This window comes from Actinoplanes sp. CA-252034 (assembly GCF_050956125.1).
In the GTDB taxonomy this organism is placed as follows: Bacteria; Actinomycetota; Actinomycetes; order Mycobacteriales; family Micromonosporaceae; genus Actinoplanes.
Window position 1 is genome coordinate 9,949,271 of the sequence record NZ_CP191846.1, and the last position, 13,533, is coordinate 9,962,803.

Genomic DNA, 13,533 nt, shown 5'->3' on the forward strand with positions numbered 1-13,533 from the left:
CTATGCGACAATCGTCACCCGACAACCCGGGAGACGCCATGACACCGTCCCTTCTTCTCGGCAACAGGACCACCTGGACCGAGTCGGAGTTCCTGGCCATCGGCGAAACGCCCGAGCGCATCGAGCTTTTCGACGGGAGCCTGCACGTGACCCCTGGACCGACGCCGATTCATCAGCGCTTCGCCTGCAAGCTGCTGATCATCTTGACGCCCCCCGCCGAGGCGATCGGTCTCTTCGTCCACGAGGGCATCAACGTGCGGGTCGGCATCAATCGGATCCCCATTCCCGACCTCGCGATCACCACGATGATCGACTTTGAGGAACTCGTCGTGGACGCCTCGGCCGTCCGGCTGATCTGCGAGATCCTCTCGCCATCGAACGCGACCACGGACCGGGTGCTGAAGATGCGGTACTACGCGGATGCCGGCATCCCCTGGTATCTGCTCGTCGCACCGAAGACCGCGAGATTGACCCTCTACAAGCTCGAAGGCTCCGAGTACCGGGAGCACAAGACCGCCGCTCCCGGCGAACTGCTGGAGCTGACCGATCCCGTGGTCGCGACCATCGATCCGGCGGATCTGCTGCCGCCTCGCTGAAACTGTCGGACCCGGCGCATAGGGTCGGGGCATGACCCACTTCGATGAGGCGGGGGCGGCGGTGCAGGCCGCGCTCGATGCCGGCGCCCGCTATGCCGACGCCAGGGTGATGGTGCGGCGATCCGAGACCATGTCGGCCCGTGACGGCGACGTCGAGGATCTCGGCTTCGACGAGAGCGCGGGGCTGGGCGTGCGAGCCCTGGTCGGCTCCGGGTGGGGCTTCTATGCCGTGCCCGATCTGACCGGGCAGTCCGCACGGGCCGCCGGGAGACGCGCCGCGCAGATCGCCGCCGCGAGCGCCGCGGTCCCCGGTCTTCCGGCCGAGCTGGTTCCGGCCGACCCGATCGTGGCGAGCTGGGCCTCCGACTGCGTGATCGATCCGCTCGGGGTGCCGCTCTCCGACAAGGGCGACCTGCTGGTCCGGGCGACCCAGGCGGCCAAGGCGGCGGGTGCCGACGTGGCCGAGGCCAACTACGCCATCTGGGATACGCGTAAGTGGTTCGTCTCCAGTGAGGGCCACCGCATCGACCAGCACATCCGTGAGTGCGGCGCGGGCGTGACCGCGATCGCCATCGGTGACGGCGAGGTGCAGCGCCGGTCGTGGCCGTCGCATCGGGGCCAGTTCGGCACCCGGGGCTGGGAGCTGGTCGACGAGATCGACCTGGTGGGCAACGCGCCGCGCATGGCGGAGGAGGCGCGGGCGCTGCTGACGGCGCCGCTGTGCCCGTCCGGCGAGACGACGCTGGTGCTCGGCGGTGAGCAACTGGCCCTGCAGATCCACGAGTCGGTGGGGCACGCCATCGAGCTCGACCGGATTCTGGGCTGGGAGGCCGCGTTCGCCGGCACGAGCTGGCTGGATCTGAGCCGGCTGGGCTCGCTGCGGTATGGGTCCGAGCTGATGAACATCACGATCGACCCGACGTTCCCGGGCGCGCTGGGCAGCTTCGGCTTCGACGACGAGGGCACACCGGCGGCCAAACGGCACGCGGTCCGCGACGGCCTGTGGGTGGGGGTGCTGGCCGGGCGTGACTCGGCGGCGATCGCCGGGCTCGACTACGCGGGCAGTGTCCGGTCGGACGGCTGGTCCCGGCTGCCGATGGTGCGGATGACCAACGTCGGCCTGGAGCCGGGGCCGCACACTCTCGACGAGATCATCGCGGCCACCGACGACGGCGTCCTCATGGATGTCAACCGGTCCTGGTCGATCGACGACCGGCGGCTCAACTTCCAGTTCGGCTGCGAGATCGGCTACGAGATCAAGAACGGCAGGCTGGGGCGGATGCTGCGCAACCCGACCTACACCGGGATCGGCCCGAGGTTCTGGCAGTCGATGGACATGCTCTCCAGCGAGACGATCGCGTGGGGCACCCCCAACTGCGGCAAGGGCCAGCCCGGCCAGATCGGGCACACCGGGCATCCAGCGGCGCCCGCCCGGTTCACGAACGTCCGGGTGGGGGTGCGGGGATGAGCCACCGTTCTCCCGGTCGCGGTCGCCCCGGCCTCCTTCCCCGCCTTCTCCCCCGTCTTCTTCCCGGCGGCGGGCCTGTTGCTCGGCCCGGGCCTCGTCCCGGCGGCGGATCTCTTGCTCGGACCGGGCCTCGTCCCGGCGGCGGATCTGTTGCTCGGACCGGGCCTCGTCCCGGCGGCGGATCTCTTGCTCGGACCGGGCCTCGTCCCGGCGGCGGGCCTGTTGCTCGGACCGGGCTTCGTCCCGGCGGCGGATCTCTTCTCGGAGCGAGGGTGGTGGCATGAGCGGCGAGGGCGGACGGGCCGGGGCCGAACTGGAGCTGGCGGCCCGGGTCATCGAGATCGTGCGGGAGCTGGCCGGCCGGTCGGCGGAGGCCGAGGTGAACGTCCGGCACGACGCCGAGGCGCTGACCCGGTTCGCCAACTCGACGATCCATCAGAACGTGGCTTCGGCGGTGACCGGTGTCCGGCTGCGACTGCACGCCGACGGCCGCACGGCCGGCGGCTCGACCACCGTGACCGGCGCCGACGGCCTGCGGGCACTGGTCGAGCGGACACTCGCGGCGGTGCGGGTGTCGCCGGTCGACAGGTCCTGGGCGGGCCTGGCCCCGCCGGCGCCGCTGCGGTTGTCGGCGGGGCATCCGGGTTCGGGTGAGCGGTCGGGGCTGGCTTTCGGGTTCGACGAGGCGACCGCACGGGCTGATCCGGCCGAGCGCGCCGAGCGGGTCGGTGACTTCGTGCGGGCGGCCGGCGGCCTGGAGACGGCCGGCTACTGCCGCACGGTGTATGTGTCGGCTGCCTTCGCCAACAGCGCGGGCCAGGCGGTCGAGGGCCGGACGGCGGAGGCCGCGATGGACGGCATCGCCCGCCACGGGGGCGCGGACGGGGTGGCCCGACTGGCCGCCTCTCGGCTGACCGACCTGGACGGCGCGGTGCTCGGCGCCCGGGCGGCGGCCAAGGCACGGGCCGCCCACGGTCCGGTCGAGCTGGCACCGGGCCACTACGAGGTGGTGCTGGAGCCGGACGCGGTCCGGGACCTGCTGGAGAACCTCGCGGTCTTCGGCTTCGACGGCAAGGCCCACCACCAGCAGCAGAGCTTCGCCGAGCTGGGCAAGGGGCAGTTCGACCCGTCGGTGACCATCGTGGACGAGCCGCTGGGCAGCCGCGCGGAGCCGGCCGCGGATCTGCCGTTCGACGACGAGGGCACGCCGCGCAAGACGCTGGTGCTGGTCCGGGACGGGGTGACCACGGCGGTGACCCACGACCGTACGTCGGCGGCGCTGGCAGGCGCCGAGTCGACCGGGCACGCCTCGCCGGCGTCGCGCTCGTGGGGCCCGAAGGCGACGCACCTGCGCCTGGAGGCGGCTCCGGTGCCGGGCGCCGCTCCGGGCACGGGCGGCACCGGCCCGATCGCCGACTCGGCCCGTCCGCTGGTCGCCGGGATGCGCCGGGGTCTGCTGATCACCGATTTGTGGTATACGAGGGTTCTGGATCCGAAGGCGCTGGTGATCACCGGTCTGACCCGCAACGGGGTGTGGCTGGTGGAGGACGGCGAGGTCACCGCACCGGTGAGCAACGTGCGGTTCACCCAGTCCTATCCGCGGGCGCTGGGCCCGGGCAGGGTGCTCGGGATCGGTGGCGAGACGGTGCTGCTGCCGGAGTCGTGGGGCCGGGCCCGCTATGCCGCGCCGGCCCTGCACCTGGCGGAGTGGAACGTCACCGGCAACGCCTCGGGATAGATCATCTACTTCATAGGCGATGATCTTTGTCCGCCGGGATGATGTTTTTGTGACCCAGTCCGCAAAGAGTCAGACCTTCGGCGTAACGTGTGCCCCACATCACTGTCGCGGCGCGACGGCGAAGTGGGGCATCACTGTGCCCTGACCTCGTCACATCGCGACCCTGCACACGGCACTGTCAGGGAGATGGAATGACGACGACGGCAACGAGGCCGGGCGGCGGCGGCAAGGCGCGCGCGGCGATCGCAGCGCGAACCCTCCGCACCGACCGGTGGTGGCTCGCGCCTCTGGTGACCTTTATCGGCCTGGGCGCGTGGGTCACCTACGCCACCGTCCGGGTGTTCATGCACAAGTGGTTCTTCGTGGACGAGTTCCACTATCTGACCCCGTTCTACTCACCCTGCATAACCGACGCGTGCGGCGATGCGGCGATGTTCGGCACTCCGCTGCCGAAGTTCTTCCTCCTCCCGGAGGCGGCGTTCACCCTGCCGTTCCTGCTGCTGTTCCGGTTGACCTGCTACTACTACCGGAAGGCGTACTACCGGGCGTTCTGGCTGTCGCCGCCGGCGTGTGCGGTGCCGGACGGCCACAAGAAGTACACCGGTGAGACCCGCTTCCCGCTGATCTTCCAGAACGCGCATCGGTATGCGTTCTACGCCGCCGTCGTCATCTCGTTGATCAACACCTGGGACGCTGTGGTGGCGCAGACGACCGGGCTCGGGCTGGGCAACGTGATCCTCTGGATCAACGTGATCATGCTGTGGGCGTACACGCTGTCCTGCCACTCCTGCCGGCACATCGCGGGTGGCCGGCTGAAGCACTTCTCCAAGCACCCGGTGCGTTACCGCTTCTGGACGTTCGTGTCCAAGCTCAACACCCGCCACATGCAGCTGGCCTGGATCACGCTCGGCACCCTGGCGCTGACCGATTTCTACATCATGGGTCTCGCCGCCGACTGGTTCACCGACCTGCGCATCATCAACTGAGGAGTAGGCGGAGCAATGAGCACCAGGATCGAGCGACACCTGTACGACGTCGTCGTGATCGGGGCCGGTGGCGCCGGCCTGCGCGCGGCGATCGAGGCCCGGATGGCCGGTAAGCGGACGGCGATCATCTCGAAGTCGCTGTTCGGCAAGGCGCACACGGTCATGGCCGAGGGCGGCGCCGCGGCCGCGATGGGCAACGTGAACAGCAACGACAACTGGATGGTGCACTTCCGGGACACCATGCGGGGCGGCAAGTTCCTCAACAACTTCCGGATGGCGGAGCTGCACGCCAAGGAGGCGCCGGAGCGGATCTGGGAGCTGGAGACGTACGGCGCGCTCTTCGACCGGACCAAGGACGGCAAGATCTCGCAGCGCAACTTCGGCGGCCACGAGTACCCGCGTCTCGCGCACGTCGGCGACCGTACCGGGCTGGAGCTGATCCGTACCCTGCAGCAGAAGATCGTGTCGTTGCAGCAGGAGGACTTCGCCGAGACCGGCAGCTACGACTCGCGGATCCGGGTGTTCCAGGAGACCACGATCACCGAGCTGCTGCTCGATGGCGACCGGGTGGCGGGGGCGTTCGGCTACTACCGGGAGTCGGGCGAGTTCATCCTCTTCGAGGCGCCGGCCGTGGTGCTGGCGACCGGCGGGGTGGGCCGCAGCTACAAGGTCACCTCGAACTCGTGGGAGTACACCGGCGACGGTCACGCGCTGGCCCTGCGCGCCGGGGCGACCCTGATCAACATGGAGTTCCTGCAGTTCCACCCGACCGGCATGGTCTGGCCGCCCAGTGTGAAGGGCATCCTGGTCACCGAGTCGGTCCGTGGTGACGGCGGGGTGCTGCGCAACTCCGAGGGCAAGCGGTTCATGTTCGACTACGTCCCCGACGTCTTCCGCAAGCAGTACGCGGAGACAGAGGAGGAGGGCGACCGCTGGTACACCGATCCGGACAACAACCGCCGCCCGCCCGAGCTGCTGCCCCGCGACGAGGTCGCCCGGGCCATCAACAGCGAGGTCAAGGCGGGTCGTGGCAGCCCGGCCGGCGGTGTCTACCTGGACGTGTCGACCCGGATGCCGGCCGAGCAGATCATCCGGCGGCTCCCGTCGATGCATCACCAGTTCAAGGAGCTGGCCGACGTCGACATCACGAAGGAGCCGATGGAGGTCGGGCCGACCTGCCACTACGTGATGGGTGGCATCGAGGTCGAACCGGACACCGGCGCGGCGTTCGGCGCGGTCCAGGGCCTGTTCGCGGCGGGTGAGGTGTCCGGCGGCATGCACGGGTCCAACCGGCTGGGCGGTAACTCGCTGTCCGACCTGCTGGTCTTCGGCAAGCGCGCCGGGGAGCACGCGTCGGCCTACGTGGAGACGCTGGGGGCCCGTCCGAAGCCGTCGAAGGTGGACGTGGCGGCCGCCGCCGAGGTGGCGCTCGCACCCCTGGTCAATGAGGACGGCGAGAACCCGTACACCCTGCAGCAGGATCTTCAGGCGGTGATGGGTGACCTGGTCGGCATCATCCGGCGCGAGGGCGAGCTCTCCGACGCGCTGAAGAAGCTGCAGGAGCTGCGGGTCCGCGTCGCGAACGTGGGCGCGAGCGGCGGCCGGCGGTACAACCCGGGCTGGCATCTGGCTCTGGACCTGCGCAACATGCTTGTCGTCTCGGAGTGCACGGCCAAGGCGGCCCTCGAGCGGGAGGAGTCGCGCGGCGGTCACACCCGCGAGGACTTCCCGAAGATGAGCCCCGAGTGGCGTCGCGTCAACCTGGTCTGCTCGCTGGAGGAGTCCGGCGAGGTGCACCTGGAACGCAAGTCGGTGCCGCGGATGCGTGACGAGTTGTTCAACCTGTTCGAGCGCAGTGAGCTGGCCAAATACCTGACCGATGAAGAACTGGCCGAGAGGGAGGCAGAGTGAAACGCCGATTCCGTGTCTGGCGCGGTGACGCATCCGGCGGCGACCTGCGCGACTTCGACGTCGAGGTGAACGAGGGCGAGGTCGTCCTCGACATCATCCACCGCCTGCAGGCCACCGAGGCGCCCGACCTGGCCTGCCGGTGGAACTGCAAGGCCGGCAAGTGCGGCTCCTGCTCGATGGAGATCAACGGCAAGCCCCGGCTCGGCTGCATGACCCGGATGTCGACGTTCGAGGAGAACGAGACCGTCACGATCACGCCGATCCGCACCTTCCCGGTGATCCGCGACCTGGTCACGGACGTCTCGTTCAACTACGAGAAGGCACGGGAGACGCCCGCGTTCGCCCCGCCGCCCGGCGTCGCCCCCGGTGAGTACCGGATGAAGCAGATCGACGTGGAGCGCAGCCAGGAGTTCCGGAAGTGCATCGAGTGCTTCCTCTGCCAGAACACCTGCCACGTGATCCGCGACCACGACGAGAACAAGCCGGCCTTCTCCGGCCCGCGATACTTCATCCGCGCCGCCGAGCTCGACATGCACCCGCTCGACTCCCTCTCCGACCGGAAGGAGTACGCGCAGGCCAGCCAGGGCCTCGGCTACTGCAACATCACCAAGTGCTGCACCGAGGTCTGCCCCGAGCACATCAAGATCACCGATAACGCGATCATCCCGATGAAGGAACGCGTGGTCGACCGGCGCTACGACCCACTGGTCTGGCTGGGCCGCAAGATCCTCCGCCGCGATCAGCTCGGGTCCGACAACATGGCGCCCAGCACCTCTCCCGGCGTGGCCGGCACCTCCGGCGGCGTCCCTGGCAAACGCGCCCGCCTGCCGGAGAACGCGCCGGTCGGCCCCGACGGCCACATGGACATCGCCGAGCTGGTCGCACCCTTGCAGGGCGGCCTCTCCCCCTTCGGCGACGACGTCACCTTCCCGCTGCCGCCGGAAGAGGTCACCTACAACCACCCCAACCCCGACAGATAACCCCTCAGCGGTACGGGAAGGGCCGTCCCACCAACCCACCCCGTCCCGTCGGCTACCACGCGAGGCCCCAGCCGGTCCCGGCCGAAACGCGGCCGCCGGGCTGGGGCCTCCGCTCACCACCCCACCCCGTCTCGCACGGACCTCAGTCGGCTCACCGGGCACCGCGCCATCCGCACGTCGTTTCGCCTCCCGGGCGTCCCGCCGCCCGCGCGGTTTCCCGTCCCTCCACCGCCTCATCCCGTTCCCATCCCCCTGGCCGCCTCATCGGCGCCGCGTCAACGGTTTCGCGGCGCCGCCTCGCCGGCTGTTCCGCGCGGTCTCTGCCGCCTCATCGGCGCCGCCTCGGCGGTGTCCTACAGTCGCTGGGTGCCTTTGCTGACCACGCCCGCGCTGCCCACCGGAACCCTGTCCGAGCGCGAGCAGCCGGAGATCCACGGTGACCGGCTCACGATGCGCCCCTGGCGGGAGACGGACGTCGCAGCGGTGGTTGCCGCTTTCGCCGACCCGGCGATCCAGCGCTGGCACTGCCGGAGCCTGTCCCCGGACGAGGCCCGCGAATGGATCGCACTTTGGCAGTCACGGTGGCGGGCCGAGACCGACGCCGGTTGGGCGATCACCGAGAACGAGCAGGTCACCGGCCAGATCGCACTACGACACGTGGACCTACCGGAAGGCCTGGCACAGATCTCCTACTGGGTGCTGCCGGATGCCCGTGGCCGACGTCTGGCACCCCGGGCCCTGACCGCGCTGACCGGCTGGGCTTTCCGGGACCTCGGACTGCACCGCCTGGAGCTCTCCCACTCGACGGCCAACACCCCGTCGTGCCGGGTCGCCGCCCAGTCCGGTTACCTGCTGGAGGGAACCAGGCGCAGCGCGGCCCGCCACGCCGACGGCTGGCACGACATGCACGCCCACGCCCGGCTGGCCACCGATCTCACGCCCTGACCCGCGAGCGGCACTCAGGTGCCGGCCGGTTCGGTGCCGGCCGGTTCGGTGCCGCCCTCGCTGACGGCCAGGCTCGCGCCGCGGTCGAGCCAGAGCTCGAGGCCGTCGAGGATGCGCTCGAGACCGAAGGCGAAGCTCTGATCCCAGACCTGGTCGGGGTCCATCTCGGTGACGCCGCTCTCCTCCCGCCAGCGGGCGTACTCCGGGTACTCCCCCGCGGTCTTCTCCATGAACGGCTCCAGGCTCTTGCGCAGCTCGGCGGCGGACTTCCCGGACCGGTGGACGGCGGCCCCGACGGCGGCCTGGGTGGTCGTCGCCCCGATCACGTGCGCGGTGACCAGCGAGTGCACGTGTGACAGGGCGGGCCCGGTGAACCCGGCGGCGGAGAGCAGGGCGACGCTGCGGTTGCCCATCCGCATCACGTTGGGGCCGATCGTGGGCCGCACACCGAGCAGCCCGATCACCCACGGATGTCGTAGCAGCATGGAGCGCATGCCGCCGGCCATCACGGACACCCCGATCCGCCAGGGCGCGTCACCGGCCTCCGGCACGTAGATCTCGCCCATCACCTCGTCGACGGCCAACTCCAGCAGGTCGTCCTTGGTGGCGACGTGCCAGTAGAGCGAGGTGGCACCGGAGCCGAGCCGCGCGCCCAGCCGGCGCATGCTCAGCCCGGCGGTGCCCTCGGCGTCGAGCAACTCGATAGCCGCGCGGACGATCTGCTCACGGCTGAGGGTCGGCTGACCGGTGCGCGGACGTGCGGGGCGGGTCCACACCGAGTCGGTGAAGTCGGGCATGAGGTCATCTTAAAGGTCATCGCACACTGTTCGATTTGACTGGTACGGTGTTCGAGCCATCCCGAACACTGTACGAGGGAGGAATATCGATGGCTGACCGTCACCCGCGGCGCTGGCTGATCCTGGGCGTCCTGTGCCTGAGCCTGCTCGTGGTCATGGTGGACAACATGGTGCTCAACATCGCGATCCCGGCGCTCATCCGGGACCTGGGCGCGAGCACCGCCGACATTCAGTGGATCATCGACGCGTACATCCTGGTCTTCGGCGGCCTGCTGCTCACCGCCGGCAGCCTCTCCGACCGGCATGGCCGCCGCCTCGGACTGGTCGTCGGCCTGACCGTCTTCGGTGGCGCCTCGGCGCTGGCCACGGTCTGCGAGACACCGGGCCAGCTGATCGCGGTCCGCGGCCTGATGGGCCTCGGTGGGGCTTTCCTGATGCCCGGCACGCTCGCCATCCTCACCACCGTCTTCGACGAGGACGAGCGCAAGAAGGCCATCGCCATCTGGAGCTCGGTGCTGATGCTCGGCGCCCTCGGCGGTCCCGCGCTCGGCGGGTTGCTCCTGGAGCACTTCTGGTGGGGCTCGGTCTTCCTGATCAACATCCCCATCGCGGTGCTGGGCATCGTGGCCGCGCTGCTGATCATCCCGGAGTCGCGGGGTCCGGCCTCCCGCCCGGACACCGTCGGAGCGCTCCTGTCCACGATCGGCATGACCGCCCTGATCTGGGGCGTCATCTCGGCGCCGGAGCACGGATGGGAGTCGTGGCGCACCAGCGGCGCGGCCGTGACCGGCGTGGTGGCTCTGATCGGGTTCGTCCTCTGGGAGCGCCGCGCCGACCAGCCGATGCTGCCGCTGTCGCTCTTCCGCGACCGCAATTTCCGGGGCGCGAGCCTGTCGCTGGTGTTGCTCTCCTTCTCGGCCGGCGGGGTGATGCTGGCGATCACGCAATATCTCCAGTTCGTCCTCGGGTACGAGCCGATCAAGGCGGGGGCTGCCTTCATCCCGATGCTCCTGACGACGATGGTGTTCAACGGCATCGGTGTGGTGGTGGACAAGCGGTTCGGCGCGCGGGTGGCGCTGACCGCCGGCCTGCTCCTGGTGGCGGGCGGCTTCGCGGTGCTCGCCTCGCTCGATTACTCGGACGGCTATCTCAAGCTGGCGGCGGCGCTGGTGCTCATCGGCATGGGCAGCGGCGTAGCGTCCCCGGCCGCCGTCGGCACGCTGCTCGGCGCGCTCCCGCCGGAGCGGGCCGGCGTCGGGTCGGCGGTCAACGACACGGTGCAGCAGGTCGGCGCCGCGCTCAGCGTGGCGGTGCTCGGCAGCATCCTGACCACGGCCTACCGTGCGGCGATGCCGTCGGGAACGGCTGGGCCGGCGCGTGACTCGCTCGGGGAGGCCCTGGGGGTCGCGGCCTCGACCGGGGACGCGGGGCTGGCCGAGGCTGCCCGGGCCGCTTTCGTGGATGCCATCGCGGTCACCTCTCTGGTCGGCGTGGTGGGCGGGATCGCCGCGGCGGTGCTGGCCGCCACGGTGTTGCGCCCGAAGCCTGCCACGGATCCGGGGGCGGCCGGCCCGTTGTCCACAGAAGCCGAATCAGCGAATCAGTTGTCCACAGATTCGCAAGCGACACCGGCCGGAATCGAACGCCCGTACTAACATGGCGCCATGACCAGCGCTTACCAGCCTTCGATGTTCGACCTGATGTCCGGGCCGGCCGAGGCGGTCGCGTCGTTGACCGGCCGCCTCACCCGGCATCGGCTCACCGCCGGCGCCTGGGTCGACGTGCTGCCCGGCTGGCTGCACGGCTCGGATGCCGTCTTCGAGACGCTGCTCGGCATCGACTGGCGAGCCGAGCGGCGCAGGATGTATGACGACGTCGTCGACGTCCCCCGGCTCCTGCGGTGGTTCGGCCCGCGGGAGCAGCTGCCACACTCCGCCCTGATCGAGGCCCGCGCCGAGCTCAACCGGCACTACGCCGATGAGCTGGGCGAGGAGTTCGTGACCGCGGGCATGTGCCTCTACCGTGACGGCCGTGACAGCGTCGCCTGGCACGGCGACACCATCGGGCGGTCCGCCTCGGAGGACACCATGGTCGCCATCGTCTCGTTCGGGTCGCCGCGCAACCTGCTGCTGCGACCACGGGCGGGTGGGCACGAGACGCTGCGGTTCCCGCTGGGGCACGGCGATCTGATCGTGATGGGCGGCTCCTGTCAACGCACCTGGGAGCACGCCGTGCCGAAGACCGCGAAATCGGTCGGACCGCGGGTCAGCGTGCAGTTCCGGCCCGCCGGAGTGGCCTGATCAGAGCAGTTCGGTAACGCGGGCATTGCAAGTGGTTGACGAGTGCGCCGAGAAAGTTACACTCCAAGTGTAAATAGTTGATGCTCCATCTCCCTTACAGGACTTCCACCGGTCCGGCGAGGCGGTCATGTCAACAGATTCCCAGCTCAAGGAGCTCGCGCTCCACGACATCTCGGTCCGCTTCGGCGGCTTGACCGCTCTCGACAGTGTGTCCCTGCGCGTGGCGCCGGGGCGGATCGTCGGCGTGATCGGGCCGAACGGCGCGGGCAAGACCACCCTTTTCAACGTCATCTGTGGTTTCGTGCAGCCGACCTCCGGGTCGCTCACTCTGGACGGCAGCCCGTGGCGGCCCCGCCCACACCACCTGAGCCGTCTGGGCATCGCCCGGACCCTTCAGGGGGTCGGCCAGTTTGCCGGCATGACAGTGCTGGAGAACGTGATGGTCGGCGCCCGCCACCGCCACGCCGAGTCCGAGGCGCTGGCCGCCCTGGAGCGGTGCGGCGTCGCCCGCTATGCGAGCGCCTATCCGGGCGCGCTGCCATACGCGATCCGGAAACGCATCGAGCTGGCCCGCGCCCTCGCGGCGAAGCCAGGCATCCTGATGCTGGACGAGCCGGCCGGCGGCCTGGACGCCGACGAGATCGCCTGGCTCGGCGCTCTGATCAAGGAGACCGGCACGACCGTGCTCCTGGTCGAGCACCATATGGACCTGGTGATGTCGGTCTGCGACGAGATCCTGGTCCTCGACTTCGGCAAGCCGATCGCGCTCGGCTCGCCAGGGGAGATCAGCGCCAATCCCAAGGTCACCGAGGCCTATCTCGGCGCGGCGGCCTGACCCTCTCCGCACCATCCGTTTCGCCAGGGGCCTGACCGGCCTCTGAGCGCGCATATCCGGAATGCCGGGCCACAACCCGGGATCTCCCTGCCATCTCCGGAAAGCCGGCCATCACCCGGCTCTCCTTGTCATCTCCGGAAAGCCGGCCATTTCCCGGCCTATTCGGCATACCCGGAAACACATCCACGAGCGGCCCCGAAGGAGGAGCGCCGATGATCACGCGTACCCCCGCGTCGGCGGGAAGACGCCGATGAGCGGCGCGTTGTTGCAGGTCGAAGGCATCACCGCCGGCTACGGCGCGGCGCCCGTCCTGCACGATGTGGACCTCACCGTCCAGCCGGGCGAGATCGTCGCCGTGCTCGGGGCGAACGGCGCCGGCAAGACGACCCTGCTGCGGACGCTGTCCGGCCTGGTCAAATGCACCCGCGGCCGAGTCCTCCTGGACGGCGACGATCTGGCCGGCACCAAGGTGGAGCATCTGGTGCGGCGCGGCATCGCGCACGTCCCCGAGGGCCGCGGCGTGGTCACCGAGCTCACCGTCGACGAGAACCTACGGCTCGGCGGCCTGTGGCGGCGTGACCGGGCCGACGCGAAAGCGGCGCTCGACGAGGTGTACGAGTTGTTCCCCTCACTGGCACAGCGGCGGACCTTCGCCGGGCACCAACTGTCCGGAGGGGAGCGTCAGATGCTCGCCCTGGGCCGGGCACTCGTCGGGCGGCCACGGTTGCTGCTGCTCGACGAGCCGTCGCTGGGCCTCGCCCCGAAGGTGACCCTCCACATCATGACCCTGCTACGTGACCTGAGGGCGCGTACCGGGCTGGCCGTTCTGCTGGTCGAGCAGAACGTTCGCAGTGCGCTCTCCATCGCCGACGAGGGCGTGGTGCTGTCACTGGGCCGGGTGGTGGTGCGCAACCGGGCGTCGGTGCTCCGCGACGACGCCGATCTCCGTCACGCCTACCTGGGGTTCTGACATGAGC

12 protein-coding genes are annotated in these 13,533 nt (G+C 69.9%); 11 read left to right on the plus strand and 1 reads right to left on the minus strand.

Features of this window, described 5'->3' with window-relative positions; all coding sequences use genetic code 11:
* Positions 1–38 precede the first annotated feature (38 nt).
* The 7 genes from ACQPZW_RS44890 (at position 39) to ACQPZW_RS44920 (ending at position 8,624) form a co-directional block, all read left to right on the plus strand.
* Entirely contained in the window at positions 39–596 is a 558-nt protein-coding gene (locus tag ACQPZW_RS44890; protein ID WP_433792086.1) for a Uma2 family endonuclease, read from the plus strand.
* Between the two features lie 31 nt (positions 597–627).
* Positions 628–2,064 carry a TldD/PmbA family protein gene (locus tag ACQPZW_RS44895; protein WP_433792087.1) on the plus strand — a complete coding sequence of 479 codons (1,437 nt, stop codon included), beginning with the start codon at positions 628–630 and terminating at the stop codon, positions 2,062–2,064.
* A 280-nt stretch (positions 2,065–2,344) separates the two neighbouring features.
* Positions 2,345–3,802, plus strand: a complete 1,458-nt coding sequence (locus tag ACQPZW_RS44900; RefSeq protein WP_433792088.1) for a TldD/PmbA family protein — start codon at positions 2,345–2,347, stop codon at positions 3,800–3,802.
* Between the two features lie 191 nt (positions 3,803–3,993).
* A complete protein-coding gene (locus ACQPZW_RS44905) occupies positions 3,994–4,788 on the plus strand; it encodes a hypothetical protein (protein ID WP_433792089.1) in 795 nt (264 codons plus the stop codon).
* A gap of 15 nt (positions 4,789–4,803) precedes the next feature.
* Complete coding sequence (locus tag ACQPZW_RS44910; RefSeq protein WP_433792090.1) at positions 4,804–6,699, plus strand: fumarate reductase/succinate dehydrogenase flavoprotein subunit; 1,896 nt, start codon at positions 4,804–4,806, stop codon at positions 6,697–6,699.
* Positions 6,696–7,679: a succinate dehydrogenase/fumarate reductase iron-sulfur subunit gene (locus ACQPZW_RS44915; protein WP_433792091.1), complete on the plus strand. Its 984-nt coding sequence runs from the start codon at positions 6,696–6,698 to the stop codon at positions 7,677–7,679. Before ACQPZW_RS44910 ends, ACQPZW_RS44915 begins: the two co-directional genes overlap by 4 nt.
* Positions 7,680–8,045: 366 nt before the next feature.
* On the plus strand, positions 8,046–8,624 hold the full coding sequence (locus ACQPZW_RS44920) for a GNAT family N-acetyltransferase (RefSeq protein ID WP_433792092.1): 579 nt from the start codon (positions 8,046–8,048) through the stop codon (positions 8,622–8,624).
* Between the two features lie 14 nt (positions 8,625–8,638).
* On the opposite strand, the gene ACQPZW_RS44925 is transcribed toward ACQPZW_RS44920, so the two are convergent.
* A complete protein-coding gene (locus ACQPZW_RS44925) occupies positions 8,639–9,421 on the minus strand; it encodes a TetR/AcrR family transcriptional regulator (protein ID WP_433792093.1) in 783 nt (260 codons plus the stop codon).
* 89 nt (positions 9,422–9,510) lie between these two features.
* Between ACQPZW_RS44925 and ACQPZW_RS44930 the strand changes: the two genes are divergently transcribed.
* From ACQPZW_RS44930 to ACQPZW_RS44945, 4 genes are all read left to right on the plus strand, one after another.
* On the plus strand, positions 9,511–11,076 hold the full coding sequence (locus ACQPZW_RS44930; RefSeq protein ID WP_433792094.1) for an MFS transporter: 1,566 nt from the start codon (positions 9,511–9,513) through the stop codon (positions 11,074–11,076).
* A gap of 9 nt (positions 11,077–11,085) precedes the next feature.
* Positions 11,086–11,721, plus strand: a complete 636-nt coding sequence (locus ACQPZW_RS44935) for an alpha-ketoglutarate-dependent dioxygenase AlkB (protein WP_433792095.1) — start codon at positions 11,086–11,088, stop codon at positions 11,719–11,721.
* Between the two features lie 127 nt (positions 11,722–11,848).
* On the plus strand, positions 11,849–12,556 hold the full coding sequence (locus ACQPZW_RS44940; protein ID WP_433792096.1) for an ABC transporter ATP-binding protein: 708 nt from the start codon (positions 11,849–11,851) through the stop codon (positions 12,554–12,556).
* Between the two features lie 250 nt (positions 12,557–12,806).
* On the plus strand, positions 12,807–13,526 hold the full coding sequence (locus ACQPZW_RS44945) for an ABC transporter ATP-binding protein (protein ID WP_433792097.1): 720 nt from the start codon (positions 12,807–12,809) through the stop codon (positions 13,524–13,526).
* The last annotated feature ends 7 nt before the right edge of the window (positions 13,527–13,533 follow it).